This window comes from Brachybacterium sp. B718/18, assembly GCF_055454375.1.
Window position 1 is genome coordinate 53,659 of record NZ_JBVDDO010000001.1, and the last position, 22,667, is coordinate 76,325.

General features: G+C 70.3%; 24 protein-coding genes. All 24 read right to left on the minus strand.

The window, feature by feature from the left end; genetic code table 11:
• Positions 1–203: 203 nt before the first annotated feature.
• The 24 genes from ACZCAH_RS00255 to ACZCAH_RS00370 all read right to left on the minus strand — a co-directional run bounded on the left by ACZCAH_RS00255 (position 204) and on the right by ACZCAH_RS00370 (position 22,654).
• A complete protein-coding gene (locus tag ACZCAH_RS00255; protein ID WP_464339180.1) occupies positions 204–590 on the minus strand; it encodes a hypothetical protein in 387 nt (128 codons plus the stop codon).
• Positions 587–997 carry a hypothetical protein gene (locus ACZCAH_RS00260; protein WP_464339181.1) on the minus strand — a complete coding sequence of 137 codons (411 nt, stop codon included), beginning with the start codon at positions 995–997 and terminating at the stop codon, positions 587–589. Before ACZCAH_RS00260 ends, ACZCAH_RS00255 begins: the two co-directional genes overlap by 4 nt.
• Positions 994–1,401: a hypothetical protein gene (locus tag ACZCAH_RS00265; RefSeq protein ID WP_464339182.1), complete on the minus strand. Its 408-nt coding sequence runs from the start codon at positions 1,399–1,401 to the stop codon at positions 994–996. The genes ACZCAH_RS00260 and ACZCAH_RS00265 overlap by 4 nt, the downstream gene beginning before the upstream one ends.
• 5 nt (positions 1,402–1,406) lie before the next feature.
• Complete coding sequence (locus tag ACZCAH_RS00270; protein ID WP_464339183.1) at positions 1,407–2,642, minus strand: peptidoglycan-binding domain-containing protein; 1,236 nt, start codon at positions 2,640–2,642, stop codon at positions 1,407–1,409.
• Positions 2,639–2,824 carry a hypothetical protein gene (locus ACZCAH_RS00275; RefSeq protein WP_464339184.1) on the minus strand — a complete coding sequence of 62 codons (186 nt, stop codon included), beginning with the start codon at positions 2,822–2,824 and terminating at the stop codon, positions 2,639–2,641. The genes ACZCAH_RS00270 and ACZCAH_RS00275 overlap by 4 nt, the downstream gene beginning before the upstream one ends.
• Positions 2,825–2,904: 80 nt before the next feature.
• On the minus strand, positions 2,905–3,225 hold the full coding sequence (locus ACZCAH_RS00280; protein WP_464339185.1) for a hypothetical protein: 321 nt from the start codon (positions 3,223–3,225) through the stop codon (positions 2,905–2,907).
• Between the two features lie 85 nt (positions 3,226–3,310).
• A complete protein-coding gene (locus ACZCAH_RS00285) occupies positions 3,311–7,939 on the minus strand; it encodes a hypothetical protein (protein WP_464339186.1) in 4,629 nt (1,542 codons plus the stop codon).
• A gap of 156 nt (positions 7,940–8,095) precedes the next feature.
• Positions 8,096–9,259, minus strand: coding sequence for a hypothetical protein (locus tag ACZCAH_RS00290; RefSeq protein ID WP_464339187.1), 1,164 nt, complete (start codon positions 9,257–9,259; stop codon positions 8,096–8,098).
• Positions 9,256–10,077, minus strand: coding sequence for a hypothetical protein (locus tag ACZCAH_RS00295; RefSeq protein ID WP_464339188.1), 822 nt, complete (start codon positions 10,075–10,077; stop codon positions 9,256–9,258). Before ACZCAH_RS00295 ends, ACZCAH_RS00290 begins: the two co-directional genes overlap by 4 nt.
• Positions 10,078–10,091: 14 nt before the next feature.
• Positions 10,092–10,955, minus strand: coding sequence for a phage tail family protein (locus tag ACZCAH_RS00300; protein WP_464339189.1), 864 nt, complete (start codon positions 10,953–10,955; stop codon positions 10,092–10,094).
• On the minus strand, positions 10,955–15,184 hold the full coding sequence (locus ACZCAH_RS00305) for a peptidoglycan DD-metalloendopeptidase family protein (RefSeq protein WP_464339190.1): 4,230 nt from the start codon (positions 15,182–15,184) through the stop codon (positions 10,955–10,957). The genes ACZCAH_RS00300 and ACZCAH_RS00305 overlap by 1 nt, the downstream gene beginning before the upstream one ends.
• Positions 15,185–15,222: 38 nt before the next feature.
• Entirely contained in the window at positions 15,223–15,654 is a 432-nt protein-coding gene (locus ACZCAH_RS00310) for a hypothetical protein (RefSeq protein WP_464339191.1), read from the minus strand.
• Positions 15,609–15,926: a hypothetical protein gene (locus tag ACZCAH_RS00315; protein ID WP_464339192.1), complete on the minus strand. Its 318-nt coding sequence runs from the start codon at positions 15,924–15,926 to the stop codon at positions 15,609–15,611. The genes ACZCAH_RS00310 and ACZCAH_RS00315 overlap by 46 nt, the downstream gene beginning before the upstream one ends.
• Positions 15,927–16,027: 101 nt before the next feature.
• Positions 16,028–16,234, minus strand: a complete 207-nt coding sequence (locus ACZCAH_RS00320; protein WP_464339193.1) for a hypothetical protein — start codon at positions 16,232–16,234, stop codon at positions 16,028–16,030.
• A gap of 70 nt (positions 16,235–16,304) precedes the next feature.
• On the minus strand, positions 16,305–16,892 hold the full coding sequence (locus ACZCAH_RS00325; protein WP_464339194.1) for a phage tail tube protein: 588 nt from the start codon (positions 16,890–16,892) through the stop codon (positions 16,305–16,307).
• A gap of 2 nt (positions 16,893–16,894) precedes the next feature.
• Complete coding sequence (locus ACZCAH_RS00330; RefSeq protein ID WP_464339195.1) at positions 16,895–17,332, minus strand: hypothetical protein; 438 nt, start codon at positions 17,330–17,332, stop codon at positions 16,895–16,897.
• Positions 17,333–17,337: 5 nt separating this feature from the next.
• Positions 17,338–17,631 (minus strand): hypothetical protein, encoded by a 294-nt coding sequence (locus ACZCAH_RS00335; RefSeq protein ID WP_464339196.1) that lies wholly within the window; start codon positions 17,629–17,631, stop codon positions 17,338–17,340.
• Positions 17,631–17,966 carry a hypothetical protein gene (locus ACZCAH_RS00340; protein ID WP_464339197.1) on the minus strand — a complete coding sequence of 112 codons (336 nt, stop codon included), beginning with the start codon at positions 17,964–17,966 and terminating at the stop codon, positions 17,631–17,633. Before ACZCAH_RS00340 ends, ACZCAH_RS00335 begins: the two co-directional genes overlap by 1 nt.
• Positions 17,966–18,367 (minus strand): hypothetical protein, encoded by a 402-nt coding sequence (locus ACZCAH_RS00345; protein WP_464339198.1) that lies wholly within the window; start codon positions 18,365–18,367, stop codon positions 17,966–17,968. The genes ACZCAH_RS00340 and ACZCAH_RS00345 overlap by 1 nt, the downstream gene beginning before the upstream one ends.
• Before the next feature lie 18 nt (positions 18,368–18,385).
• The gene (locus ACZCAH_RS00350; protein ID WP_464339199.1) at positions 18,386–18,796 is read right to left on the minus strand and encodes a hypothetical protein; all 411 of its coding nucleotides are present in this window, start codon (positions 18,794–18,796) and stop codon (positions 18,386–18,388) included.
• Positions 18,797–18,798: 2 nt separating this feature from the next.
• Positions 18,799–19,728 (minus strand): phage major capsid protein, encoded by a 930-nt coding sequence (locus tag ACZCAH_RS00355; RefSeq protein WP_464339200.1) that lies wholly within the window; start codon positions 19,726–19,728, stop codon positions 18,799–18,801.
• A 13-nt stretch (positions 19,729–19,741) separates the two neighbouring features.
• Positions 19,742–20,101, minus strand: a complete 360-nt coding sequence (locus ACZCAH_RS00360) for a capsid cement protein (RefSeq protein WP_464339201.1) — start codon at positions 20,099–20,101, stop codon at positions 19,742–19,744.
• 2 nt (positions 20,102–20,103) lie between these two features.
• Positions 20,104–21,348: a head maturation protease, ClpP-related gene (locus ACZCAH_RS00365; protein ID WP_464339202.1), complete on the minus strand. Its 1,245-nt coding sequence runs from the start codon at positions 21,346–21,348 to the stop codon at positions 20,104–20,106.
• Positions 21,329–22,654: a phage portal protein family protein gene (locus tag ACZCAH_RS00370; protein WP_464339203.1), complete on the minus strand. Its 1,326-nt coding sequence runs from the start codon at positions 22,652–22,654 to the stop codon at positions 21,329–21,331. The genes ACZCAH_RS00365 and ACZCAH_RS00370 overlap by 20 nt, the downstream gene beginning before the upstream one ends.
• Positions 22,655–22,667 lie beyond the last annotated feature (13 nt).

Here is a 22,667-nt window from a genome sequence, read left to right on the forward strand (position 1 = left end):
GGGGAGCCGTTTTTGTGTCTAAGCGCGCGGAATCGCCCCCACCCGCTTGACCAGAGGCCAGGCAGGTGGGGGCGTTCTTCATCGTCGTCGTGCGTCACGGTCGGCGGCGTCGTCCTCGAGCTCGCACTCTCGGCGTGCCGCGTCGGAGGTCCACAGGGACCTGCAGGACCGGCACTGCCAGTCCCAGGCCGGCGACCCAGTCGTCAGCCATCGGTGCCGTCCTCGAGGGTGGAGCCGCGGTCCGCGCGGCGCCCGTGCTCGGGCAGCGCACCGGTACCGGTGCCGTCGGGGATGGCGTAGCCGAGGACGCCGTACAGGGCCCGGGCGAGGACGAGCACCGCGGCGATCGACAGGAGGATCGAGGAGACGACCTGCACGATGCTGTCGGGGATGCCGGTGATGAGGCCGAGGACGACCGCGGCGAGGAGGCCGAGGATCCCGGCGACGCCGGCCGCGACCAGCTGGGTGCGCTGCTTGGTCCAGGCCTGCTGCTTGGCGGCCTGGGTGATCGCGACGGCGAGCAGAGACGCGATCACGAGTACCGCGCCGATCGGAGTGAGGTCGGACAGGGAAGCGATGGCGTCGGTCATGGGGTGGACTCCTCAGGAGCAGTAGGTGGGGACCGGGGGTAGATGACGTGCTCGGCGAGCGCGTCGGGGACCGGGGGCGGGGACGCGCCGGGCATCTGCTGGGCGATCCACGTGTAGAGGGTGCGGAGGTGCTGCACGGCGAGCCAGCGCAGGTCCCGCTCGACGGTGATCTGCTGCTCGATCCGGTCGATCCGGGCCCGGTCCTGCTCCCGGTCGGTCTTGAGCCGATCGACCTCGGAGCGGAGCGACTCGACGAGAGACCGGAAGCCATCGATCGCCGTGGTCGCCTCCTGAGCGTCCTGCTCGCGCACCCCCTTGCGATGGTCCTGCCAGGCTCGGACGCCAGCCACGAGACCGCCACCACCGGACAGCGCGACGATCAGGGCGATGACGATCTCTGTGGTCACTCGGTCCTCACCTCCGCGGCCCACCTCGCTGTGCGGGACACGCGGATGAGGTGGGCTCCGCGGAGGATGGTCACGATCGCTCCGGCGGACATGAGGAGAGCGCGCGGCCCCGATCCGGGGGAGGTACCGAGGGTCTGCTGCCAGGACAGGAGCGCGTAGATCGCGAGACCGCCGAGGATCAACGCGACCGAGGGCAGCTCCAGCTTGTAGGAGCGGACTGCCCAGGCGATCGCGGCACCTGCCCCGCCCGCGGCGAGGAGCGCACCCCAGAGCGTGGTGAGGATCAGGCCGATGCCCTGGTAGGACTGTGGCGGGTCGATGAGGACCCATGCCCCGGCCGTGGCGATCCCGAGGGAGACGGTGACGCCGCCGAGGCGCTCCGGGGCAGGGGAGGGGTACGGCATCAAGCTCACCCCTCGAGGTTGACGGTGACGTCCGCGCTGATCGACGCGATCGCCCGGGCGACGCCCTGCTCGGCTGCGGCGGTCACCGCGTCGAGGTCGATGGGGGTGCCGGTGCTCGCGGCTGCCTGGACGGCGGCGAGGATCGCCTTGTCGCGGGCCTCGGCGGCGAGCGCGAGGGTCTTCGTGTCCGCGACCTCCTGCCGGAGGGTGACGTCCTTTCCGCCGCGGCGGATCGGGCCGGTCTGCTCGCGTGCGGCGAGGGCGGCGGTCTTCGCGTCGGCGACCTCCTGTCGGATGGTGATCTTCTTGCCGCCGCGGTGGATCGGTGCGAGCCATGCGTGGATGTCGTCGAGCTTGGACACTGCTGCCTCCAGGTGGGTGCGGGTGGCGGGGCCGGGTCTGCCGTCCGCCGGGGTGATGCCGAGGTCCTGCTGGGCCTGCCGGGTCGCGGCCGCGGTGTGGGCGCCGTACTTGCCGTCGACCGGGCCGGGGTCGTAGCCGAGGGCGGTGAGCCACCGCTGGGTGTCGTCAACGGCCGCGAACTCCCCACCGAGCGCGAGCGCGGGCGTGGGGGGCGGACTGCTGATGCCGCCGGTGATCTCGGCAAACGTCGCCGGGCCGGGGAAGCCATCGACGACGAGGCCGTGCTTGCGCTGGAAGGCCTTCACCGCGCGGACCGTCGCGGGGGTCATGTAGCGGGTGCGGGCGACGCCGAGCTTGCCCTGCACCTCGAGCACGTCCTCGGCGTCGAGGCCGAAGAACGGGACCGTGTACCCGTAGATGCGGTAGCTGCCGGTGCCGAGCATGTAGGTGCGGTCGTTGAGGTACACGCCGCCGCCATCCGCCGTGCTACCGCCCCGGTTGGACGTGTTCCCTCCGATCGCGAGGAGCCGGCTGGTGGAGGCCTTCACGACGCACGCGTCGGTGTGGACGCTGGTGCCGTTCTTCGCGACCGCCACGAACGCGCCGAGGACGGGGCTGCGCTTCCCGCGGTAGCGGCCGACCGACTTCGCCCAGTTGATGTGTGCGCGGGTCGATGCGGTCGGGAAGATCCCGCCGCCGGACCCGGTCGCCTGCAGGCCCGCGACGCCGAAGTCGACGCACCACGCCTCCGGCGGGCGGCCGACCGCGGCCGAGTAGTCGTTGCGATTCGAGCCCGGCGGGACCTCCCACGGGCCCTCGTCCAGCTGGTCCCGGCACCAGGCGATGAAGTCCGCGCGAGCAGCAGCGAAGGGCTTCACGGCGACACCCCCTCGTCCGGGTCGGTGGAGTAGTCCTCAGGGGCGTCGAGGTCGATGTCGGCGAGGGCCTCGGCGAGCGCCGCGCCGGTCAGGGGTGCGGGCGCGTCCTCGGGGTCGAAGCCCTGCGCCCAGATCCCTGCCTCCGCGGGGGTGAGCTCGGCATCGGGTGGGTCGGTGGTCATGGGGTGCCTCCTTCAGGGGCATGGGGGAGGCCCCGTCACCGAGCTGGTGACGGGGCCTCCGGCGTGTGGTCGGGCGGGGGTCAGGCGGCGTCGGGCTCGGGGAACTCGGCGGCGGCAATTTCGTCCCACGCCTCGGAGACGACGTAGAGGATGTCGGTGTCCTGCACGTCGGGGTAGCCGCAGTCGACGCAGGCCGCGGCGGCGATCGCGGGGTTCGTCGCGGCGCGGACGAGGAAGCTCGTCACCACGAACTCGGGGGACTGCAGCGCCGCGCGGGCAAGTCGCCCGGACGCCCCTTGGTCGCCAACCTTTTCGGCGGCGGTCTGACGGACAGCGGCGGTCGTCCAGGCACGGACGGTCTGGTTGTCGATGATCTTCGAAGAACTGATCAGGTTGGGCACGGGAACTCCTTCTGGGGGTTGGTGAGGAGGGGGCCGCTTCAGCGGTCCCCTCCTCGTGGTGCTGGTGAGTCGAGCCAGGCCCAGGTCAGCGCCTGTATGTTGCGCGGAACTTCGTCGGCGAAACCTTGAACTGGCCGTAATAGACGAGGCTCGACGACGTCGCGTACGTGCTGATTCCCTTGTACGTCCCGCTCACGACGTACGGGTACCACGACGCCGGGAGCGTCACCCATCGGCCCGCACCGCGCGGCCAGCCCGACGACTCGACGCTGGTAGTCCCGAACCACGGCCCCGAGAACGAGCCATTGTTCGGCACGATCCGGGCGGTGCCGCCCGAGCCGTTGTACCAATGCGAGTTCTCGAGGTAGACCTCGAGCTTCTCGATCGTCGCGCCGGACAGGTCAGAGCGCATCGCCGACGAGAACAGCCAGCCGCCGGTGCGGTTGCCGTACGGCGACAGCGTCCCCTGGTAGACGAGGTTCTTCTCCGCGACCCGGTCACCACCGGCCCCGCCGTGAGCCCACGTCTTCGTCGTCCGCTGCACCTCAGTCCCGGCACCCGGGGACTCCGACGCACCTTCTCGGGGGGTGCCGTTGTGCATCCACGACCGGCCGGTCGCGACGAGCGACGGCCCTTCGTCCAGGATCGTGAGCCGCAGCGGGTACGCGCTGTCAGCGACGATCCGAATGTCCCGGTTCACCGCACCCCGGTTGCTCACCATGAACCACAGCCGCTTCGGCGCGGTCCACGACGACGTGTCCATCCACCCGCTCATCGGCGGGACGGTCTCCGCGGTCGTGCCCGCGCCGAGGAAGTGCCGCGCCTGCGCGATCGACGGCGACGACGGCGACACCCCGGACGCCGTGGCCGGGTCGTCCCACCGGATGAATTCCACGTACTGCGTAGCGCTAGACGTCCGCGTCTGGACGTAGTGCTGGTCGACGGTCACCGAGTACCGTCGCCCCGGCTCGAGCACCGCGTCCGCCTGCAGACGGTTCTGCTCGACCCCGGTGCCGTCCCACTGCGACGTCACCCCCGCGTCGGCGAACGCGACCACGCCCCGGGGCCCGGCGGCGAGCGCGTCCGTGATGGAATCGCCGCCGACCGTGAGGGAGTCGAACGCCGCCGAGCGCGCGGACACCGACGACGACGACAGGACCGTGTCGCCGATCGTGAGTAGCTGCTCACCGGACGGCCCGATCCGGACGAGCTCGACGTCTTCACCGTCCGCGCCGACGCCGATCATCACGAGCCCGTTCGAGTCGATCACGACCCGCTGCCCCACATCGTTCGTGCGCAGCACGCCCGCGGTGACCATCGTCGACGCGAGCTTCGTGATGACCGCGTCCGGGATCGTCGCACCCTCCGTCACGGTCAGCCGCTCGACTCCCAGGTTCAGGATCTTCGCGATGTTCGCCATGAGCCCGGTCTCGTCCGGGTTGTTGGGGTCGCCGAGGATCAGCAGGTTGCGCGCCGTGATCTGCCCGTCCTCGATGTGGACGAGCCCGTCGGCCGGGTACAGCCGGGTCCCGGCGAGCCACACCTGCGCGCCCCGTTCCGTCCCGCTCGAGTGATTGAAGTACAGCGACGCGACGGTCGCGGTCTCCGCCCCGGCGCGGGCGACGAATTCCATCCGGTACCGCGTCCACGCGACCGGCACCAGGTACGCCTGCATCATGTACCCGCCCGACGAACCGGAGCCACCGTCCGTGACCGTCGACGCCGTCGCGACGAGCGTCCCCGCCTGGTCTCGCACTTCGTAGTAGAACCGGGACCCCGGCTTGTCCGCGCGAATCCAGGTCTCGAACACGTAGCGGCGACCGCCCTCGAGCTCGAACCGCGGCCCGGTATACGCCCACGACACGGTGCCACCGGACGAGGTCAGCGCCGTCCGCTGCCCAGCAACACCGGTGATCGTCGTACTTTCGATCGGTGCCTTCCACCACCGGTTGCCGTCCTGCCCGGACGCGTTCGCGATCAGGTTGCCCGTCGCGACCGTCATCGTCTGGAATGTCGCGGCCCGCGCAGCGATCCCGTCGACCCACAGCTTGTCGAGCACCGTGTCGCCGATCACCCGCAGCTCGTCGTGAACCACGAGCTTCGACACGTCCAGGTTCGCGATGACCTCCGACCGGATCGTCCGCGGCACCCACGCCGTCCCGGTCCATCCCCACTGCTCGAAAATGATCCCGTCGCCGTCGACCCGCCACCACGTGTCCCCCGCGACGACACCCGGCGTCGCCGCGGTCGGGGACACGAGCGCGATCGTCAGCGCGTTCTTCGAGTTCGCCGACGCGTTCACCGCGACGATGCCTTCGTAGGCGGCGACGAGCGTAGGCACCGTCCACGCGATCGACCCGTTCGAGTAGACGACCCGCTCTGCCCGGTACAGCTTCACCGACGCGGACCATGCCGGTTCGGTGCTCGTCCACCCGGCCGGGGACATGCCCGACGGCTGCGCGGGGGCGGCCGCCGAGCGGTCGACAGCCCGGAAGAACGGAGTCACCGACGACACCGACACGCCGGTGGGGCCGGTCGCGCCCGTGTCGCCCTTCGCACCCGTGTCGCCCTTCGCGCCGGTCGCGCCCGTGTTGCCGATCTTGCCGACGGAGTACCCCGTCTCCGTGGTCGAGTCCGAATAGGTCCACACCGTCCGGGTCCACACGAACTGCCCCGCCGCCGCCGCGGGCGGCTGCGCCGCCCAGCCGGTCGTCGGCGCGGACGTGCCCGAGGACGACGCCGCGTAGGTGATCGACGTCGACTTGATCCCGACGCCCGGAGCGCCCGGCAGGCCATCGTCTCCGTCAGCACCGTCCTGCGGCACGTACGCCACAGAGAACCCGGTCTCCGTGCTGTCGTCCGTGTAGGTCCACACGGTGCGGGTCCACAAGTAGCGGCCCTTGACGAGCGTCGGCACGGTGGACGCCCAGCCCAAGGTAGGGGCGGTCGTCCCGGACGTCGACAGCGCGTAGGTGATCGCGGTCGACCGCAGCCCCATGCCGTCCTTGCCGGGCGCACCGTCGTCGCCGGGTGCCCCGGGAGCACCAGGGGCACCCGGAGCCCCGGGAGCGCCGGGAGAGCCCGCGTTGCCGGTCAGAAGCGCGGGTGCCGTGGTGGACGTGTCCCCGTCGGCGTACGTCACCACGGTCCGCATCCACACGAACGACCCGGGCGTGCGGGCCGGCGTGCTCGTCGACCACCCGGACGTCGGCGCAGTCGTCTCCGAGCTGCCGACGGCGTACTCCATGACGTACTCGCGGACGGTGTCGCCGACCTCGCGCACGGCATCGCCGGCGAGCTGCTTCGCCGCCGCCGCCTCAGAGGCCGCAGCGTCGGCGGTAGCCTTCGCCGCAGCAGCCGCCACCCGGGCATCCCGCGCCCTCAGCAGGTCCGCCACCGGGACCGCGCGGACCGACACGTTGGACACCCAGACCGGAAGGTCCATCGTGTCGTTCGCGTAGTTCAGGAACCGCAGCAGCAGCCGGTCGGTCTTGGGGTTGGTGAACCGAGCGGCGAACGTCGCCCCGTCCAGCCCCTTCGCCACGTCGGCGGGGGTGCCGACCGGAAGGACGTACCCGATCAGCTCCCGCGGACCGGCGAACGGACCCGGAGCAGACCAGAAGTAGAAGTTGGTGCTGGCCGCCACAACCGAGCCGTCCGAGGTCCGGATGCCCTCGACCGGCACCGTGGTGGTCGAGCCGCCGGCGTCCAGCGCGGTGAGCCCGAAGTAGAAGTCCTGGAGGCTGTTGGGGTTGGCTTCCGGCTTGTCGAACGTCAGCCGGAACTCGTATGCCATGGCCGGGTCGATCTTGAAGTAGGGCGACCGGATCGTGTTGTGCCCGGTGGCCTTGTGCTTGAGCGCGGACACGACCCCCTTCCCCATGTCCCGGTCCTCGACCAGGAACTCCGTGAACGAGGTGTTCGCCGTCCAGCCATCGGTGTTCTTCGTGATCGACGGATCCGAGACCAGGTTCAGCCCGTAGGTGATCTGGGTCTGCGCCGCGTCCGCCGCCGCCTGCGCCGCGACGGCCTCGTTCCACGCGTCCCGCGCGTCGAGGGTCGCCTCGTTCGCCGTCTTCTGCGCGGCTTCAGCCGCGGCTTGCGCGGCGGCCGCGACACCGGCGGCGGCCACGGCTTTCGCGTCGGCGGCTTCCGCGGCAGCGAGCGCGGCAGCGGCGGCCTGAGCGGCGTCCCGCAGGGACTCGTTCTCCGACTCGATCCAGTCGTTCGCGGCCGGGTCCCACACGTACACGCGGCCGTTGTCCGAGTCGATCCACAGGTTCGACGTCGACTGGTCCTCCGCCGCGGTCGGCTTCTCGGGGGCGTAGATGATCCGGCCTTTCGCCGCCGCGATCCCCGCTGCCGCGAGCGCGTTCGCGTTCGCAGTCTCCGCCGCCGCGGCCGCGTCAGCCGCCGCCGACGCCGCCGACGCCGCCTCACCCTGTGCGTCCGCGAGGTCGCTCCGCACCTCCTGCAGCTCAGCCGACGACGGCATCCCGTCGAGACGGGTGTCGAGCTCCGTCAGCGTCGCCTGCGCTTCCGCGAGCGCCGCCACCCGCGCCGCAGTTTCCTCCTCGATCTGCTCCTTCGTCGCGCCGATCGCGTCGCGAGCTTCGACGATCAGCGCTTGCGCCTCGTCGATCGCGGCCGCGTGTTCCCCGATCTGCGCCGGAATCTCCCGGACGGAGTGCTCGTCCCCCGTCACCGGGTCCACCCACACGGAGTTGCCGTTCGGTCCGAGGGTCTTCACCCCGTGCGCCCCCGTCTTCGAGGACCGTGCTTCCGCCCGGATGTCCGCGAGGATTCCGGCGAGCGCCCGCTTCGGCGGGGCGTTCAGGTCACGGCGCTGCACCATCGTGTCTCTCTCTTCTCAGTTGTCGTAGGAAAGGGCGTCGTCCTGGAATTCCAGGTCCACCATCGAGCTGGTCCAGGTGCCTTTCGCGGCGATGATCCGCTTCGTGCTCGTCCCCGCCGGGACCGTCAGCCAGTCCTCGCCGAGGGTGAGGCGGGCCGCGTCCCCGACCCGCCACCGGCTGATCTCGCACCTCAGATCCGAGCCGTCGATCTTCACGCTGACCTGGGTGACCGGGACACGAGCCGCGGCGAGCTCCGCCTCCGCGTGGTCGACGAGCAGTGCCCCGTTCTCGGTGTCGCTGGTGGAGCCGACGGTCTCCAGCAGCGGCATCATCCCGTCGAGCCGCGCGAGGTCCTGCACGACCCGGACCAGGGTGCCGGCGCCCTCCCCGGCACCGGTCCAGTAGACGCGGTGCGCGAGGCGGGACGCGTCCGTCGAGATGTTCACGGATGCGACCGGGGACCGGGTCGAGGTGGTGTCGAGGTCCATCGTCCAGTCCTGCGCGATCGTGGGCTGGGCGCGGGTGCCGTGCACCATCACCCACTCCAGGTCCCCGGACTCGGCCCAGGCGGGACGGAACGCGATGTCCGGCCCATTGATCACTTGGGTGAGCTCGGTGAGCCGCTTCCATGCCTGGTTGTTCGCGAGATTCCAGCCCTCGAAAGTCCTCTGGTTCAGGCCCTGGCCGGTCTCTCGCGGGGACCCGAACCGGATCGGCAGGGCGCCGCCCGCCTTCTCGCACGCCGCCTGCACGACCTCCTGCGCGATGGTGCCGAGCGACATGCCCGTGAACGCGAGCGTCGACTCGCGCAACGCCTTCTGAGCGCTGGCCGGATCTTGGTCCGGCTCGACCGCGAGCAGCTGCCTGCGCTCGAGCACCGCGCCGATCCCGCGGCAGGTGAGGGTCGCCGTCGTGCGGGTCTCCTGCGGGGGTCCGGTGATCGGGCCCGCGATCCATGCGTCGAGAGTCCCGTCGGCGGTCTGCCAGGAGACTGCGACGCTGGTACGCCACTGCTCCCACCAGTCCGCGCCGAGACCCCGCAACTCCGCCTTCGCGACCGTCACCGTGAACTCCTCGACCCCGTTGAGGGGGATCGACCAGGTGCCGTCCGCGGCGAGATCGAGCTGCTTCCCGCGGCGCCCGTCCATCGTGCGCACCAGATGCGCGACCCAGGTCACCGGTTCGGTCCCATGTCCCACACGGACAGCTCCGTCACCGACGACCCGGTCGAGAACTGCCACGTCCCGCCCCCGGTGCCGCGGGTTCGGATGATCAGCGTATTCACCCCTTCACGGGTCCCCACCGACCAGTTCGCCGACCGGGTATCCCACTCGCGGCCGTGCACGACATCCAGCCGCCGCTTCCACACGCCGTTGGCGTTCTGCAGCTCGAGCTCGATGTACATCTGGCCCGGCGTCGCGGTCGCGGAGCGGAGCGTCGTGGTCAGGTCGATGCGGAGCAGCCGATCCGACGGCAGATGGAACCTCGACGAATGCCGGACCGTCTCCGCCATGCCGGCGGCACCACCGCCCGGATCCTCCCACCGGGCCAGACGACCCAAGCTCGCGCCGGTCGGGATCGCGAAGTCCCGGTCCAGGGACTGCTGCGCCGACGTCGTCGCCGTGATCCCCGCCGGGACCGTGAACCGGGCGATCGCCACACCCGACGGGATCGTGGTGCCCTGAACGACCTTCACCGCACCCATCCCGTCCACGTAGACGGTGTCGAATCGGGACCCCGTCGCGGGCGCCGGGACAGTGTTCACGGTGACCTCGTCGACGGGGACCAGCATGCCCAGGCGCGCCGACGACGACGTCCACATGAACGCCGCACCGGCACGCACCAGGTACGCCATGCCCGAGGTGCCCTCGACAGTCAGGCCACCGTTCGGCAGGATCCCGCTCGTCATGAATTGCGCGCCCACGATCCGCTGCAGGCCCTGCTCGGTCGTGCCCGTCCCATCAGGCTGCGGCGACTTCGGCCATGGATAACCCATCAGGAACTCCTCTCTCAGATGAAGGTGTCGCGGTGCCGGACAGTCGCCCACCCGGTCCCGCCCTGCAGAAACCCGAACGACGGCACCGCCACCCCGCCCGGCGGGATGAGGCCCCAGCCCCGCTCCCCGAGCAGATGCGACTGATCCACGCCCGCCACCTGCAGCGATCCCGCCATGTCCACCGTCACCGGCACATCAGCGAAGGTCGGCCACGGGTACGTGACCCTCCGGTCGTCGAGGCCGACCCAGAAGCCACCCGGCGACGACGCGGTCACCTCGAACACGGGGGCCGAGGCGGCGTTGCCGTGGTTCCACACCGGCTCCACCACCGACACCTCCGTGCCGAACGTGATCACCGGCCCCTGCCCGAGGCCACGCGAGAACGGCGGAAACTCGAACCCCACCCCACTGCCGACCGGACGCAGGGTCGACGAACGCCACGCCGACGCGAGGTATGGCGATTCGGAGCGCAGCGGGATCTGGAAGCGGAGGCCACGGGTCCCGAGCTTCACGACCTGGGGAGCTCCATCGAGCCGCACCCTCGTCGAGAGGACCGCGGCCCCGTCGTCACACGTCAGGTCGCCCCAGTCGCCATCGCCAAGGACTCCGGACAGGACCCGCTCATGCTGATCCCGCAGATCCGATGTGGCACAGGCGACCGCCCCATGGAGCGTGAGCACTCGGCCCTCGCGGCGCCCAGGCTCTACGAAGTCGCCATGGCCGAGGCGCTCGGTCACATCGCCGCGGACCCCCGACCCGCCGTACCAGCCCGCGACGTCCTCGACGTACCACATCGAGTCGCCTCGGACCGGTCGGTCGAACAGGGCCAGCACCTCACCGGTGGACTGGGTGAGGATCGCCGTGCGAGCGTGAACCATCAGGGGCCTCCCATCGAGGTGCGCAGCTCATGTAGACCCATCGCGTCAGCGAACCTCTGACCCCAGATGCCGGGGTCCTTCGACTCCGGCGGAGTCACCTGCACGACGGTCTGGCGCGCAGGCTGATGCCCCGCCGAGGCCTGCCCCGCCATGTAGGCGCGGGACTCGGCCGGATTCAGCACGACCTCCGGCTGCCCGGAGAGGTTCAGCGCGAAGCTGCCCGAGTCCAGAACGCCGCCGGTGTCGAAGATCCCGCCGTCGACGATGCCGCCGAGCGCGTACCCGCCGGCCCGGTCCCATCCCTTGGTGAGGGACCCGTACCTGGCCAGCGTGTAGTTGATCGACGCGAGCATGTTCGACAGGGGGTCGTAGATGTTCGAGGAGTAGCCCGGTTCCGCATAGGCGCGGAACGTCGACGGGATCACCTGCATGAGCCCGCGCGACGCGTTGCCGGCCGCGGCGTTGGAGTCCCAGCCGTTGTAGGCGTTGGGGTCCCCGGACGACTCCTGGTTCATCCGGCGCAGCATCGAGGCGAGGTTCGTCGAGGACATCTGCCCCTTCATCGACAGAGCCGTCGACGCGAGACTGCGCCACCGCTCCGCACCTCCCGCACCAGCATCCGATCCGCTGCCCAGGTCGAAGAAGCCGGTGACCTTGTCCGCCACCCAGTCCTTCGCGCCCGAGATCAGCTTCTGCGGAAGCTCGAACAGCAGGTCGCCGAACATCGAGTCACCGACACCGGAGCGGACCTTCTCCTTCAGCGAGTCCCACAGCCCCTCGAGCGGATTCCACCAGCTGCTCCCACTGCCGTCTCCGGCGGCGCCGCCCGCGCCCAGGTAAGGCAGGGGGTCGACGTACTTGCCGTCGCGCTTCAGCGAGAAGTGCAGGTGCGGCCCGGACGACCGGCCAGTCGAGCCGACGCGGGCGATCGGCGCACCAGCCCCGACGGAGTCGCCCCGCCCAGCGATGTAGCTGGACAGGTGGTGGTAGCCCGCGACAAGACCGTCGCCGAGCCGGAGCTCGAGCTTTTTGCCCGCATTCGGGTTCCAGGTGTGCGACACCGTGCCCGGCCCCACTGCGAGGAGTGTCGCTCCCTGCGGCATCGGCCAGTCGATGCCCTTGTGCGCACCGCCGCGCGCACCGAAGCCGTCGCCCCGCGGGTAGCTGCCCGCGAACGGGGACAGCAGCTTCACGAGACCGCCGCCGGCATACCCGCCGCCGAGCCAGTCCGCGAAGCTCATGCCCCGCTTCGCCGCCTCGTTCGCGCCGAGGAACGCGGCCCGCGACGCCGAGTCGCGGAGTCCCTCGGAGACGAGCACACCCTCGCCCGAGCGCATCGGGGTGAGGACGTCGTCCCCGTGGCGCATCGGCGTGTAGCCGGGGAGGATGCCACCTCGAGCCCACCCCGCGGGGAGGGCGACGTCCTTGATGGGGTCCAACCCGAAGGTCTCCGCGACGGAGTTGTAGTTCCCGATGATCGCGTCGTTGATGATCTTGTTGACCACGAACTCGACCGGCACCTTCGCGGTGTCGCGGATCCCCTCCCACGCCGTCTGCACGGCGTCCTTCATCGTCTCGAAGGCGCTCTTGATACCTCCGGTGACGGTGTCGAACAGGGGCCCGACGGTGTCGCGGAACCAGTTCGCGACCGGCGCGATCACGGTGTCCCGGACGAACGCCCACGCGGTCTTCAGCGAGTCCCGCATGACGTTGAATCCGGACTTGATCGACTCGATCACTGACGAGATGATCGGCCACGCCGTGTCCCGGAACCACGAGACGACCACGCTGATCGAGTACTTGATCCCCTCCCATGCGGGCTTGAGGATCGTCTGCCACAGCCAGGTGGCCGCGGACGCGATCGCATCCCAGGTCAGCTTCAGCACCGGCCAGCCGGTGTTCACGACCCAGTCGATGACCGCCGCGATCGCAGCCCGGATCCCCTCCCAAGCGGGCTTGAGGACCGTCTGCCAGAGCCACGTCGCGACGGGCGCGATGACGTTGTTGAAGTACCAGGTCAGCAAGTCGATATAGACGAGCACCGCGGTGACAGCGATCGCGATCGCCGTCTTGATGCCGTCCCACGCGGGCTTGAGGATCGTCTGCCACAGCCAGATCGCGGCACCGGCGATCGCGTCCCACACGCCCTTGATGAACGGCCAGGCGGTGTTCACGAGCCAGTCGACGGTCGCGCCGATCGCAGCCTTGATCCCCTCCCACGCGGGCTTCAGGACCGTCTGCCACAGCCAGACCGCGGCATCGGAGATGGCCTGCCACGCCGTCTGCAGCGCCGGCCACGCCGTCTGCACGAACCAGTCGACCACCACAGCGGCCACGGACTTGATCCCGCCCCAGACCTTCGCCCAGATCTCCTGACCGGTCTCGGTCTTCGTGAAGAACCAGGTGAGCGCGGCGACGAGCAGGGTGATCCCGGCGATGATCCAGCCGATGACCGGGATCGACTTGATACCCGTCGAGATGGACAGGAACAGGGCCTTCGCCGCGCCGGACGCGAAGTACGCGGCGCCGGCAGCGGCGGTGAGTCCGGTTGCGAGGATCCCGAACACGAGCGGGTTCGCACGGAAGAACTCGCCGACCCCGATGATGGTGTCGGCGAACACGTCGAGCGCCGGCATCATGCCGCTGCCGAGGCTCGTGCCGATGTCCGAGAACGAGCGCTTGATTCGGTCGAACGGGGACTGCGCCTCGGCGAGCGCGTCGGACATCCGCTCCGTCGATCCCGCGATGTCGCCCATGCCGGCGGCGGCGGTGTCGAGGTCGAGGGCGTAGAGCGCCCCGCCGAGGTCCTCCGCCTGCGTGCCGAACAGGCCAACGGCGATCGCCGAGCGTTCAGCCGGGTCCTCCACCTCGCGGAGCTTCTCCAGCACCTCCTGGGTTGCGTCGCGTGCGCTCTGCCCGCCGGCCGCGATGCGAGTGGCCATCTCGCCGGAGTCCAGGCCGAGGCCCTTGAACGCGGCGGTGGTGGTCTTCGACCCGTCGATCGCGCGGATGCCGAATTCCTTGAAGGCATCGGCGACCTTGTCCGCGTCCCGCGCGCCGGCGTTCAGACCCTGCGACATGAGGCCGACGGCGTCTGCACCGTCGATACCGAGGCCGCGGAACAGGGTCCCGTACTCGGTCATGGTGTCGGTGAGGTCGTCGGCCTTATCGGCGCCGGACTGGAAGCCGCGGGTGAGGACGTCGAAGCCTTCCTCGGCGTCCTTCACCATGCCGGTGCGGATCATCTGGGAGACGGCCTTGATGTTGTCCTGCGGTTCGTTGCCGAACGCCTCCGACATCGCGATCGACATCTCGGTCGCCCACTGGGTGTCGACGTCGGGGCCGAGGTACTGGCGGACGGCGGCGGTCGCGTCGGTCGCCGCGCCGAGGTCCTCGCCGAACCCGGCGCGGTACGCGCCGGCGGCGTCCTTCCCGAGCTCCTGAGCGTCCGCCTCGGACAAGCCGAGCGAAGCCTTCAGCTTGGCCTTGCTCGAGACCGACTCGATGCCCTCCTGGAACAGCTCCCCGAACGACGCGCCGATACCGAGGGCCGCACCACCAGCGAGCAGCGCACCCTTGAGGCCGTCGAGCATTCCGGCGCCCGCATCGTCGCCCGCGTCGTCGAAGTCGCCGGCGACGTCGTCCGCGGCCTTCTTCGACTCGCGGCCGATGCCGTCGAACGCGCCCTTGAAGTCGCCGCTCATCGCGGTGCGGACCCGGTCGCCGAGGGTCATGAACGGCCGCTCGGCGTCGTCGGCCGCCTTCTTCGCGTCGTCGAGAGCGGACTTCGTCTCGGCGAGCTTCTTGTTCGCCCGATCCGTGGCGGACTCCTGCTCGAGCTGCGCCGCCTGCACCTTCTGCGCGGCGAGCGCGAGCCGGTCCTGCGCCTGGAGGACCTGGGAGGAGCCGCGGTCGTACTTCGCGAGGGCCTCGGTGACCTTCGCCTGCGCGATCTCCTCCTTGCGGCGGGCGTCCTCGACCTTGAGGGCCTGCCGTTCGACGGTGGAGGTGACCTGCTTCGAGGCCTGCTCGTAGGCGTCCTGCGCCTTCTTCACGTCCTGCTCGGTCGCCTTCGCGACCTGGCCGGTGAGGGACTTCCCCATCCGCTTCCCGGAGTCGGCGGCGACCTTCTCCACCTTCCGGAAGGACTGCCCGAGGGATGGGGCGAGGTCGTCACCGGAAGCAGCGATGCTTATGTAGGCGGTGGCGAGCTCGACTGCGGATGCCATGGTGCCCCACCCCTTCCTGTGTCAGAGGAGGGGTGGGGTCACCACCCGAGCATGCGGTCGATTTCGTCGAGCGTCGCGACGCCGGTCTCGATGGTCCCGGACTGCTGGGACCCGGCCGAGGGCCGCGGGATCGGCGCGGGCAGCTGGTGGGGCTTCACCCCGGACAGGCTGCCGACCTGTGCCCGGAGGGTGCGGAGCTCGTCGACGATGCCGGCGAGGAGGTCCCGCTCCGGGTTGCCCCAGGGCCAGTCCTTCGGGCTCACGGCGCGCCGGATCGGCGCGTCGTAGGGGGCGTACTCGATCACGGCGAGCACGTCACCCCAGTCGGTGCCACTGCTGACCGGGTCCTCGAGGTCACGCCACCGCAGCCCGGCGGCGATGAGCGTCGCCTCGACTGCGGTGGTGTGCTCCTCGTGGACAGCGATCAGCGAGAGGATTTCCCCACGTCGGTCTTCGACGCCTTCTGCCACGCCTTCACGAAGGCCTGGACGTCGTCACCGGACAGCTCGTCGATGGCGTCGCGCTGCTCGTCGACGTCGTCGCCGGCGAGGTTCTCGATCAGCCAGTTCTCCAGAGCGCCCGGCTCGGTGCTCAGCTTGCGCTGGACGCCGAGGGGGACCTGGCGGGCGGACGGCAGGTTGAAATGCGCTTCGTCGTCGAACAGGTCGGGGACGGGGAAGCGGACGCGGTCGTAGACGACCTTCTTCTTGCGGGTGAACTTGGACTTCTTCGGCTCGGTCATGTCGGCTCCTGGAGAGTGCGGGACGGGTCGGCTCAGAACAGCAGGGAAGGGACCTGACCCCGGTGAGCCGATCAACCGGGGCCAGGTCGTCGAGGGGAGGCTCAGGCCTCCAGAGGGTCGCCCTCGTCGGGCAGCACCGGCTGCTCGATCGCGTCGAGACGCCCGGCCAGCGAGGCCAGCGTCCTGGCGAGCTCGTCGACCACATCGCGCACCTCGGCGAGCGCTGCGGTGAGCGCGTCGTGGTCCTGCAGGTGGGTGTGTGAGCCCTCGGTGGCGGGGGCGGGGAGTGCGGTGGTCCAGTGGCCCATGGGGTCCTTCCTGTCCGGGGGTGGGGGCAGCCTCTACGCGGCGCTCAGTAGAGCGCCGCGTAGAGGTCGGTCATCCCCCCGAGACGACTCCGTCGTCGAAGTAGTCGTAGACGGGGACGTCGTTCTCGTCGGCGTGGCAGCGCAGCTCCACCGCGTACTTGATGCTGGTGGAGTCGACGTACTGGACGTCGCCGGAGAACACGAGCTGGCCCTCCGGGATCACCTTGCGCTGGGTGCCGCCCTTCGCGCGGAGCATGTCGATCGCCCACACACCGGGGTCGGGCAGGCCCGACTTCCAGCGGACCTCGATCAGGTTGCCGTGCGACGCGGTCGCGGGGGTGACGATGACGTTGTCCTCGCCGACGATGCTCTTCAGGGTCTCCGCGTTGGAGGACTCCATCAGGGTGAACGTCAGGACGACGCCGTACTCGGTCTCGTGGGTGGCGACGGTGGCGCCACCCCACGCGGTCTCGTCCTCCGCCGACCGGTTCACCGTCTGGGTGACCGCGTCGGTGGTGACGTAGCCCTGCTTCACGAACGCGGCCGCCAGGGCGGTGGACGCATCGGTGGGGAGGGTGGTGCCCAGCGGGGCCTTGCAGATGCCGCCGCGCGCGGTGAGCGGCTTGACGGCGGAGACAGCAGCGGTTCCCTCTGCCATGGTCATGCTCCTTCTGTTGAGAGGATCGGGAGTTCCTCACCGACGAAGGAGACTTCGGCGGCGAGCCTGTGCACCGGGGTCCCCGTATCGGGGTCCGGCATGTCTGTGGGGTCCTGGATGATCACGGGGTTCCACACGTCGGCGTACTGGTCCCAGACGCGGAGCAGCGCGGCGAGCCAGCGGGCATCGCGGGAGGACCGGTCGGAGTCCGCGGCCCAGCACTCGAACTGCAGCCGGACCCGGGTGTAAACGCGGTCGTGGGCGCCGGACCCGCCGGACTCGCGGACGATCAGGAACGGCATCCGCGTCTCGAAGCTCGCGGGGAGCCGCGGGTAGACGTTGCTGTAGAGGCCGGCGGCGCGCACCCAGCCGCGGACCATCACAACAGGGTCGGGGAACACGACGCCCGTGATCCCGGCTGCCAGGTCGGGGTAGGGCATCGCGATCACCTGCCCTTGTCGAGGTTCTTCAGCAGGGTGCCGTGGCGGAGGTTGTCCCGTTTCCCGCGAGCGGTGCGAGTGATCACGGACGCCGCGGCGCGCGGCTCCTCGAGCACCAGCTCCGTGGCGAGGTACGGGTCCTCCTCGTCGGGCCGCTCCGTGGCGACCCCGGCGTTGGCGGCGTCCGCGATCGCGTCCGCGCGCCGCTTCATGTCCGCGAACACAGCGGGGGAGGTGAGGATCTGCTCGATCGCTTTCGGGGAGAACTCGAGGCGGACGCCGACGTTGATGTCCACCATCAGGTCACCGCCTTCAGCGCGATGTCCGTGCCGAGCACCGTGCCGGTGAACGGGTTCCGCCGGACCGTCGAGGCATGCCCGACTACCTGGTAGGTGATGCCGTTGACCGTGAACTCGTCGAACTCCGAGTAGGCGAATGCGCGCTGGAAGATCAGCGTGCCGGCTGACTGGAGGCGGTGCCCCTCGGCGAGGTCCTCGCTGGTGGAGCCGGGCGCCCACACCCCATCGGAGACGTCGACCCAGGGCCCCCAGGTCTCCCGCTCCTCGCCGCGCTCGTTCTCGATCCAGCCGAGGTGCGGGTGATGCCGGACCGTGTCGATGCTGGACCAGGCCATCACAGCCTCCAGGCGCGGCGAGGACGGGCGAACAGGTGGTCGTAGCAGTCCGGGTCCGGGAACGACCCGCGCGCCCCGCCAGAGGACGCGGAGTCGCACAGCGCGGCGAGCGCGGCACGGTCGTCCTTGTCGAGGACGCCGCGGCCGCCGGTGATGTAGGTGACGGAGAACGGGCCCGCGGACTGCGCACGCGCGAAGTCGACAGTGTTGCGGACCCGGTCGATCGCGCGGAGCACGATCAGCTTCGCCTCGGCGCGTCGACCGGAGTCTGCGCCGTCGGCGGTGAGGCAGGGGGCGAGCCGGTCGACCGCGGAGTTCGCGGCTTCGAAGAAGATCGACAGCCACGGCTCCGTCAGCCCCGCGACCAGTTGGTGGTCGCTCGCGGTGAGCAGGTCAGCCATGCTCGCCCCCTCTCCTCATCACTCGGTGGGCTTGCCGGCGGCCTCGATCGCGGCGATCACGTCGTCGCGCGAGGCGTCGTCCGCGACCTCCACCTCGACGGCAGCGGCGTAGGTCCGCCACGCCTCGGCGCTGGAGCCCTGGCCGGCCTTCGGGGGCGGCGACACCTTGACCGGGTCGCCGTTACCGCCCCCGGCGGGATCGGCTAGCGCCTGCGGGGTGCCGCCCGGGGGGATCGGGGGGATCGGCGGCAGGTCCTCGGGGCTGTCCGCCTCGGGGATCTCGAGCAGCTCGACCTCCTCGAGCAGCCCGATCTGGGCGAGGTGCTCGGCGTTGGTCGCGGCCTCGGGCACGATGTTGCCCTTGTAGAGGTACCGCTCGGTCCCGCCGATCTTCACGACCGCGGCTGCGGCCTTCACTCGGTAGGTCATGGTCAGATCCCCGTTCCGGTGATGCGGATGCCGGCGCGGGGCTCGAGCACGACGGGCACGAACACGCGGCGGCCGCGGACCTTGTAGGCGTCGGTGTCCTCGTCGCGGATCGACTTCACCTCGACGCCCTCGACGTTCGAGTAGCCGGGCGACTGGATGTTCTCGGTGGCGATGCCGCCGAGCTGCTCACGGTCCAGCAGCAGCGGGTCGCTGAAGGGGACGTGCTTCGAGGTGACCCAGGTGAACCCCATGTAGTCGGGGATCACTCCGGTCAGGGCGAAGTTCGCGGACTCGCGCGGCACGAGGTCGGACTTGATCATCGCGCCGGCGACCTTCGCGAACTGCGTCGGCTTCAGCACGACGGTGCTGTAATCGAAGCTGTAGTCGTCGTTGATCTCCTCGTACTCCGCCTTCACGGACAGGGCGGTGTCGACGATCGCGTCGGCCGCGCCGGCGCCGGTCCACTGACCGGCCGCGGCCTCGGACTGCGTGATCTTCGAGGCGATCACGGACAGGCCGACGCCGTCGCCGTGGCGGATCATGCCGTTGACGATCTTACGCAGCGCCTTGTCGACGGGGGAGATGTTCAGGCGGGAGATCGCCTCGTCGGTGACCTTGGAGTCCTGGCCCCACTTCTTGGTCATGGCCGCGGCGAGCTCGCCCGCGGTCATGGTGGTCATGGGGTACTCGCCGCCGGGCGCGATCGCCTCCGGCGAGTCGGCGGGGAAGATCTCCTCACCGGTCTCGTACAGGATCGCTCCACCGGTCGCGACGTACCGGCCGGTGAGCAGGAAGTCCGAGATGAACTTCTGCCGGGCCAGCTCCGCGGCGCGCTTCGCGAGCAGCGCCGGGGACTTCATCAGGTGGTGGATCTGGGTGGTGGTGAGGTCGCTCCCGACCGTCACCGGCGCTGCCGGGTACTGGTATGCCATCTCGGGTGCCTCCTCAGGCCTTGAACTTGATCTGGGTCGGGGCGCCATCGGCGGCGGCCGCGAGCGCGATGCCGACCGGGTTGGTGGCATCGCCGAGGGTGGCGACCTTGCCGTCGGCGGCGGCCGCGACCTTGTCGCCGGCGGCGATGGCGCCGGCCGCGACAGGGCGCTGCACGCCACCGTCGTAGACGGTCACGTCCTCACCGACCTTCGCGTCGAACGCGGCGATGCCGACGACGCGGGCGGAGTCCGCGCCGGCGGGTCCGACAGCGCGGTCGCCGGTGAGCTCGACCACCTGCGAGGCGGTCACGTCAGCGGAGACGCTGTAGGTGACGGCCGCGCCGGGCTTGAACAGGGGCGAGTAATCCGCCATGGTCAGTTCTCCTTCGTGGGGGCGCCGAAGGCGCGGTTGTAAAGGGCCTCGTCGGCGTCCACGGAGCCCGCGTCGCCGATCTGGTCCACGGGGATCAGGCCGGAGGTGAGGCGCTCGAGGTCGGCGGTGGCGCCCTCCTCGTCCACCTCGAGGGCGTTGAGCCAGGACTCGCGGCGCGCGGGCCCGAACTTCCCGGCCTTGATCGCGTCGTCCACGAGCTGCTCGCGGCGTGCGGTGTCCTGCTCGGCGCGCGCGGAGCGGCCCGCCTCGGCGTCGGCACGGAGGGAGGCCAGCACCTCGGAGTCCACGATCTCGGACCCCTCCGGCAGGTCTCGAGGCGTGGGCGCCGCGGCGGCCGGGGTCGGCTCGGCGCGCTCGGCGAGCGCCTCGTCGACCGCGGCGAGCAACTGGTCGTCGGTGAGCTCCGCGTCGTCGGCGATGCCGATCCGGTTGCGGAGCCCCTTGATGAGCTTCGACATGTCGTCGTCTCCTTCATGGGTGGGGGTGACCGACTGCTCCGCCGGCCGGGGGCCCGCCGCCGCGGCTGCGGCACGGGGGATGTAGGGGGACGGGGCGTCGGCCCGTCCCGCGTGGGCGAACACGCCGAGGTTGAAGCGGGCCTCGGCGGCCGGCTCTTCGGGCTCGTCCTCGGAGAGGATTGCGTCGGCCAGGCCCGCGGCGACGGCCTCCTCGTCGCTGTACCAGGACTCGACGCGCATGGCCTCGAGCCAGTCAGCGACGTCACCGCCGGCCTTGCCCTGGTAGATCCGGGCGAGGTTCGTGTTCAGGCGCTCGAGGTCGTCGGCCGCCTTGCGCATGTCGCCCGAGTCGCCCATGGCTAGCATCCACGCGTTGTGGATCATGACCTCGGCGTTCGGTGCGATCAGCACCCGGTCGGCGCCCATGGCGATGAACGATGCGGCCGACGCGGCGAGCCCGTCGATCACGACCGTCACCGATGCCGTGTGCTGGCGCAGCTGGTTCAGGATCGCGAGACCCTCGTGCACCTCCCCGCCGGGGGAGTTCACGTGCAGCTCGATCTCCTCGACGCTCGACGGCAGCGCATCGAGCGCCTGCCCGAACTCCTTCGCGGAGAGCCCGAACCAGTCGCCCCAGGAGTCGATGGGGTCGTAGATCCGCAGCACGGCCTTCGACTCATCGCCGGTCGAGGACGGGGCCTCGGCACGGACGGCGGTCTTCTGCTTGTTCGTGGCGAAGTTGAAGCGGTCACGGAGCGTCCGTCCCATCGTCGCCTCCTTCCGGGATGGTGGGGGTGCCCTGCACGCCGGTGGTGCCGATGTCGCGGGCGGTGGAGGGATCGGCTTCGGGCAGGCCGTAGCGGTCGCGCATGAACCGCTCGAGCTTCTCGTCGGGCCGGATCACCTTCGTCTGCACGAGGGACTGCAGCGCCTCCGCAGTCGCGGGGGTCTGCGCGCCGATCTCGTCGAACGTGATGCGCGGTGCCTGGACGGTCTCGCCGAAGTTCAGATCCACGAGGTCGCCGACGATGTGCTGCGTCGCGACGTCGGCGATCAGCTCGGCGACCGTCTGCAGCGAGAGGGTGAAGAAGTCCGCGAACGTCGTCCCCAGCGCCCAGGACCCCGTCTGCGTGCCGAGGTTCAGGAAGTGCGCCAGCGCCGAGCGGGCCATCTGCTCGTCGTAGTAGCGGATCGGCTTGTCCGCGTCCGGCAGAGACCCGGTCACGCCGAGTAGCTCGAGCTTCGCGCCGAACGGGATCGCCGCGCCCGCCGTCTCCCCGGACCGGAACTTCTTCGCGATCTCGAGGCCGCGTTCGATCTCGGCCTTCTCGCGCTGTTCGTGCTGCGTGGCGTCGAGGCCGAGGGTGGAGAGGTCCGGTGCGGTGTAGATCGGGACGCCCATGCCGTTGCGCTCGACCGTGGTCGACTGGACTCGGAGCAGGCGGTCCTTGAGGAGCCAGAACTTGTAGGACGGGCGGAGCATCGAGACGCCGGCCCAGTTCGCGCCCTCGCGTTCCGGCACGTAGGCGACGAGCCGGTCGACCTTCATCGTCGAGGTCCGGGTGTCGACGCCGAGCTGCTCGACGGCCTTGAGCCCGCCGTCGCGGTCGACCTTGATGTTGCTGATCGACGCCTGCGGTCGCCAGCCGAGCTTTCGCAGCCACAGCCGGCCGTCGCTCTCGTTGAAGGTGTAGACCTGCTCGAAGAACGCGAACCCGAAGTCGAGCGAGGTCAGCGCGAGCCGGAGGTGCTCGTTCCATGAGAACCGCTGGCGCCGGCGCGCCACGGGCGCGGGCTGTCCCGCAATCGGGAGATCGAGGTTTGCAGCGATGAACTCGACCACCGCGTCGTCCGCGCCGTTGGGGTCCAGCTGCCACGCGGTGCGCTGGATCGGCAGCTTCACCGCCTTCAGCACCGACTGGATCTGCGTCTCTTCACGCCGCATCCGGGCATAGATCGGGATCGACTCAGGGAACCGCAGCGCGGGATTGTCGTCGTCCTCGAGCTCGAACGTGTCCCACCCGGCGATCGCCGAGCGCTTCACGTACCCGACTTCACGGGTCGGTGCAGCCATGCGGCCACCTCCT

Bases quoted from the DNA above. Each gene is read 5' to 3' on its own strand.
- ACZCAH_RS00255 (WP_464339180.1), bottom strand. From the start codon at position 590: ATGACCGACGCCATCGCTTCCCTGTCCGACCTCACTCCGATCGGCGCG.
- ACZCAH_RS00265 (WP_464339182.1), bottom strand. From the start codon at position 1,401: ATGCCGTACCCCTCCCCTGCCCCGGAGCGCCTCGGCGGCGTCACCGTC.
- ACZCAH_RS00275 (WP_464339184.1), bottom strand. From the start codon at position 2,824: ATGACCACCGACCCACCCGATGCCGAGCTCACCCCCGCGGAGGCAGGG.
- ACZCAH_RS00295 (WP_464339188.1), bottom strand. From the start codon at position 10,077: ATGGGTTATCCATGGCCGAAGTCGCCGCAGCCTGATGGGACGGGCACG.
- ACZCAH_RS00300 (WP_464339189.1), bottom strand. From the start codon at position 10,955: ATGGTTCACGCTCGCACGGCGATCCTCACCCAGTCCACCGGTGAGGTG.
- ACZCAH_RS00305 (WP_464339190.1), bottom strand. From the start codon at position 15,184: ATGGCATCCGCAGTCGAGCTCGCCACCGCCTACATAAGCATCGCTGCT.
- ACZCAH_RS00315 (WP_464339192.1), bottom strand. From the start codon at position 15,926: ATGACCGAGCCGAAGAAGTCCAAGTTCACCCGCAAGAAGAAGGTCGTC.
- ACZCAH_RS00320 (WP_464339193.1), bottom strand. From the start codon at position 16,234: ATGGGCCACTGGACCACCGCACTCCCCGCCCCCGCCACCGAGGGCTCA.
- ACZCAH_RS00325 (WP_464339194.1), bottom strand. From the start codon at position 16,892: ATGGCAGAGGGAACCGCTGCTGTCTCCGCCGTCAAGCCGCTCACCGCG.
- ACZCAH_RS00330 (WP_464339195.1), bottom strand. From the start codon at position 17,332: ATGCCCTACCCCGACCTGGCAGCCGGGATCACGGGCGTCGTGTTCCCC.
- ACZCAH_RS00335 (WP_464339196.1), bottom strand. From the start codon at position 17,631: ATGGTGGACATCAACGTCGGCGTCCGCCTCGAGTTCTCCCCGAAAGCG.
- ACZCAH_RS00340 (WP_464339197.1), bottom strand. From the start codon at position 17,966: ATGGCCTGGTCCAGCATCGACACGGTCCGGCATCACCCGCACCTCGGC.
- ACZCAH_RS00345 (WP_464339198.1), bottom strand. From the start codon at position 18,367: ATGGCTGACCTGCTCACCGCGAGCGACCACCAACTGGTCGCGGGGCTG.
- ACZCAH_RS00350 (WP_464339199.1), bottom strand. From the start codon at position 18,796: ATGACCTACCGAGTGAAGGCCGCAGCCGCGGTCGTGAAGATCGGCGGG.
- ACZCAH_RS00355 (WP_464339200.1), bottom strand. From the start codon at position 19,728: ATGGCATACCAGTACCCGGCAGCGCCGGTGACGGTCGGGAGCGACCTC.
- ACZCAH_RS00360 (WP_464339201.1), bottom strand. From the start codon at position 20,101: ATGGCGGATTACTCGCCCCTGTTCAAGCCCGGCGCGGCCGTCACCTAC.
- ACZCAH_RS00365 (WP_464339202.1), bottom strand. From the start codon at position 21,348: ATGGGACGGACGCTCCGTGACCGCTTCAACTTCGCCACGAACAAGCAG.
- ACZCAH_RS00370 (WP_464339203.1), bottom strand. From the start codon at position 22,654: ATGGCTGCACCGACCCGTGAAGTCGGGTACGTGAAGCGCTCGGCGATC.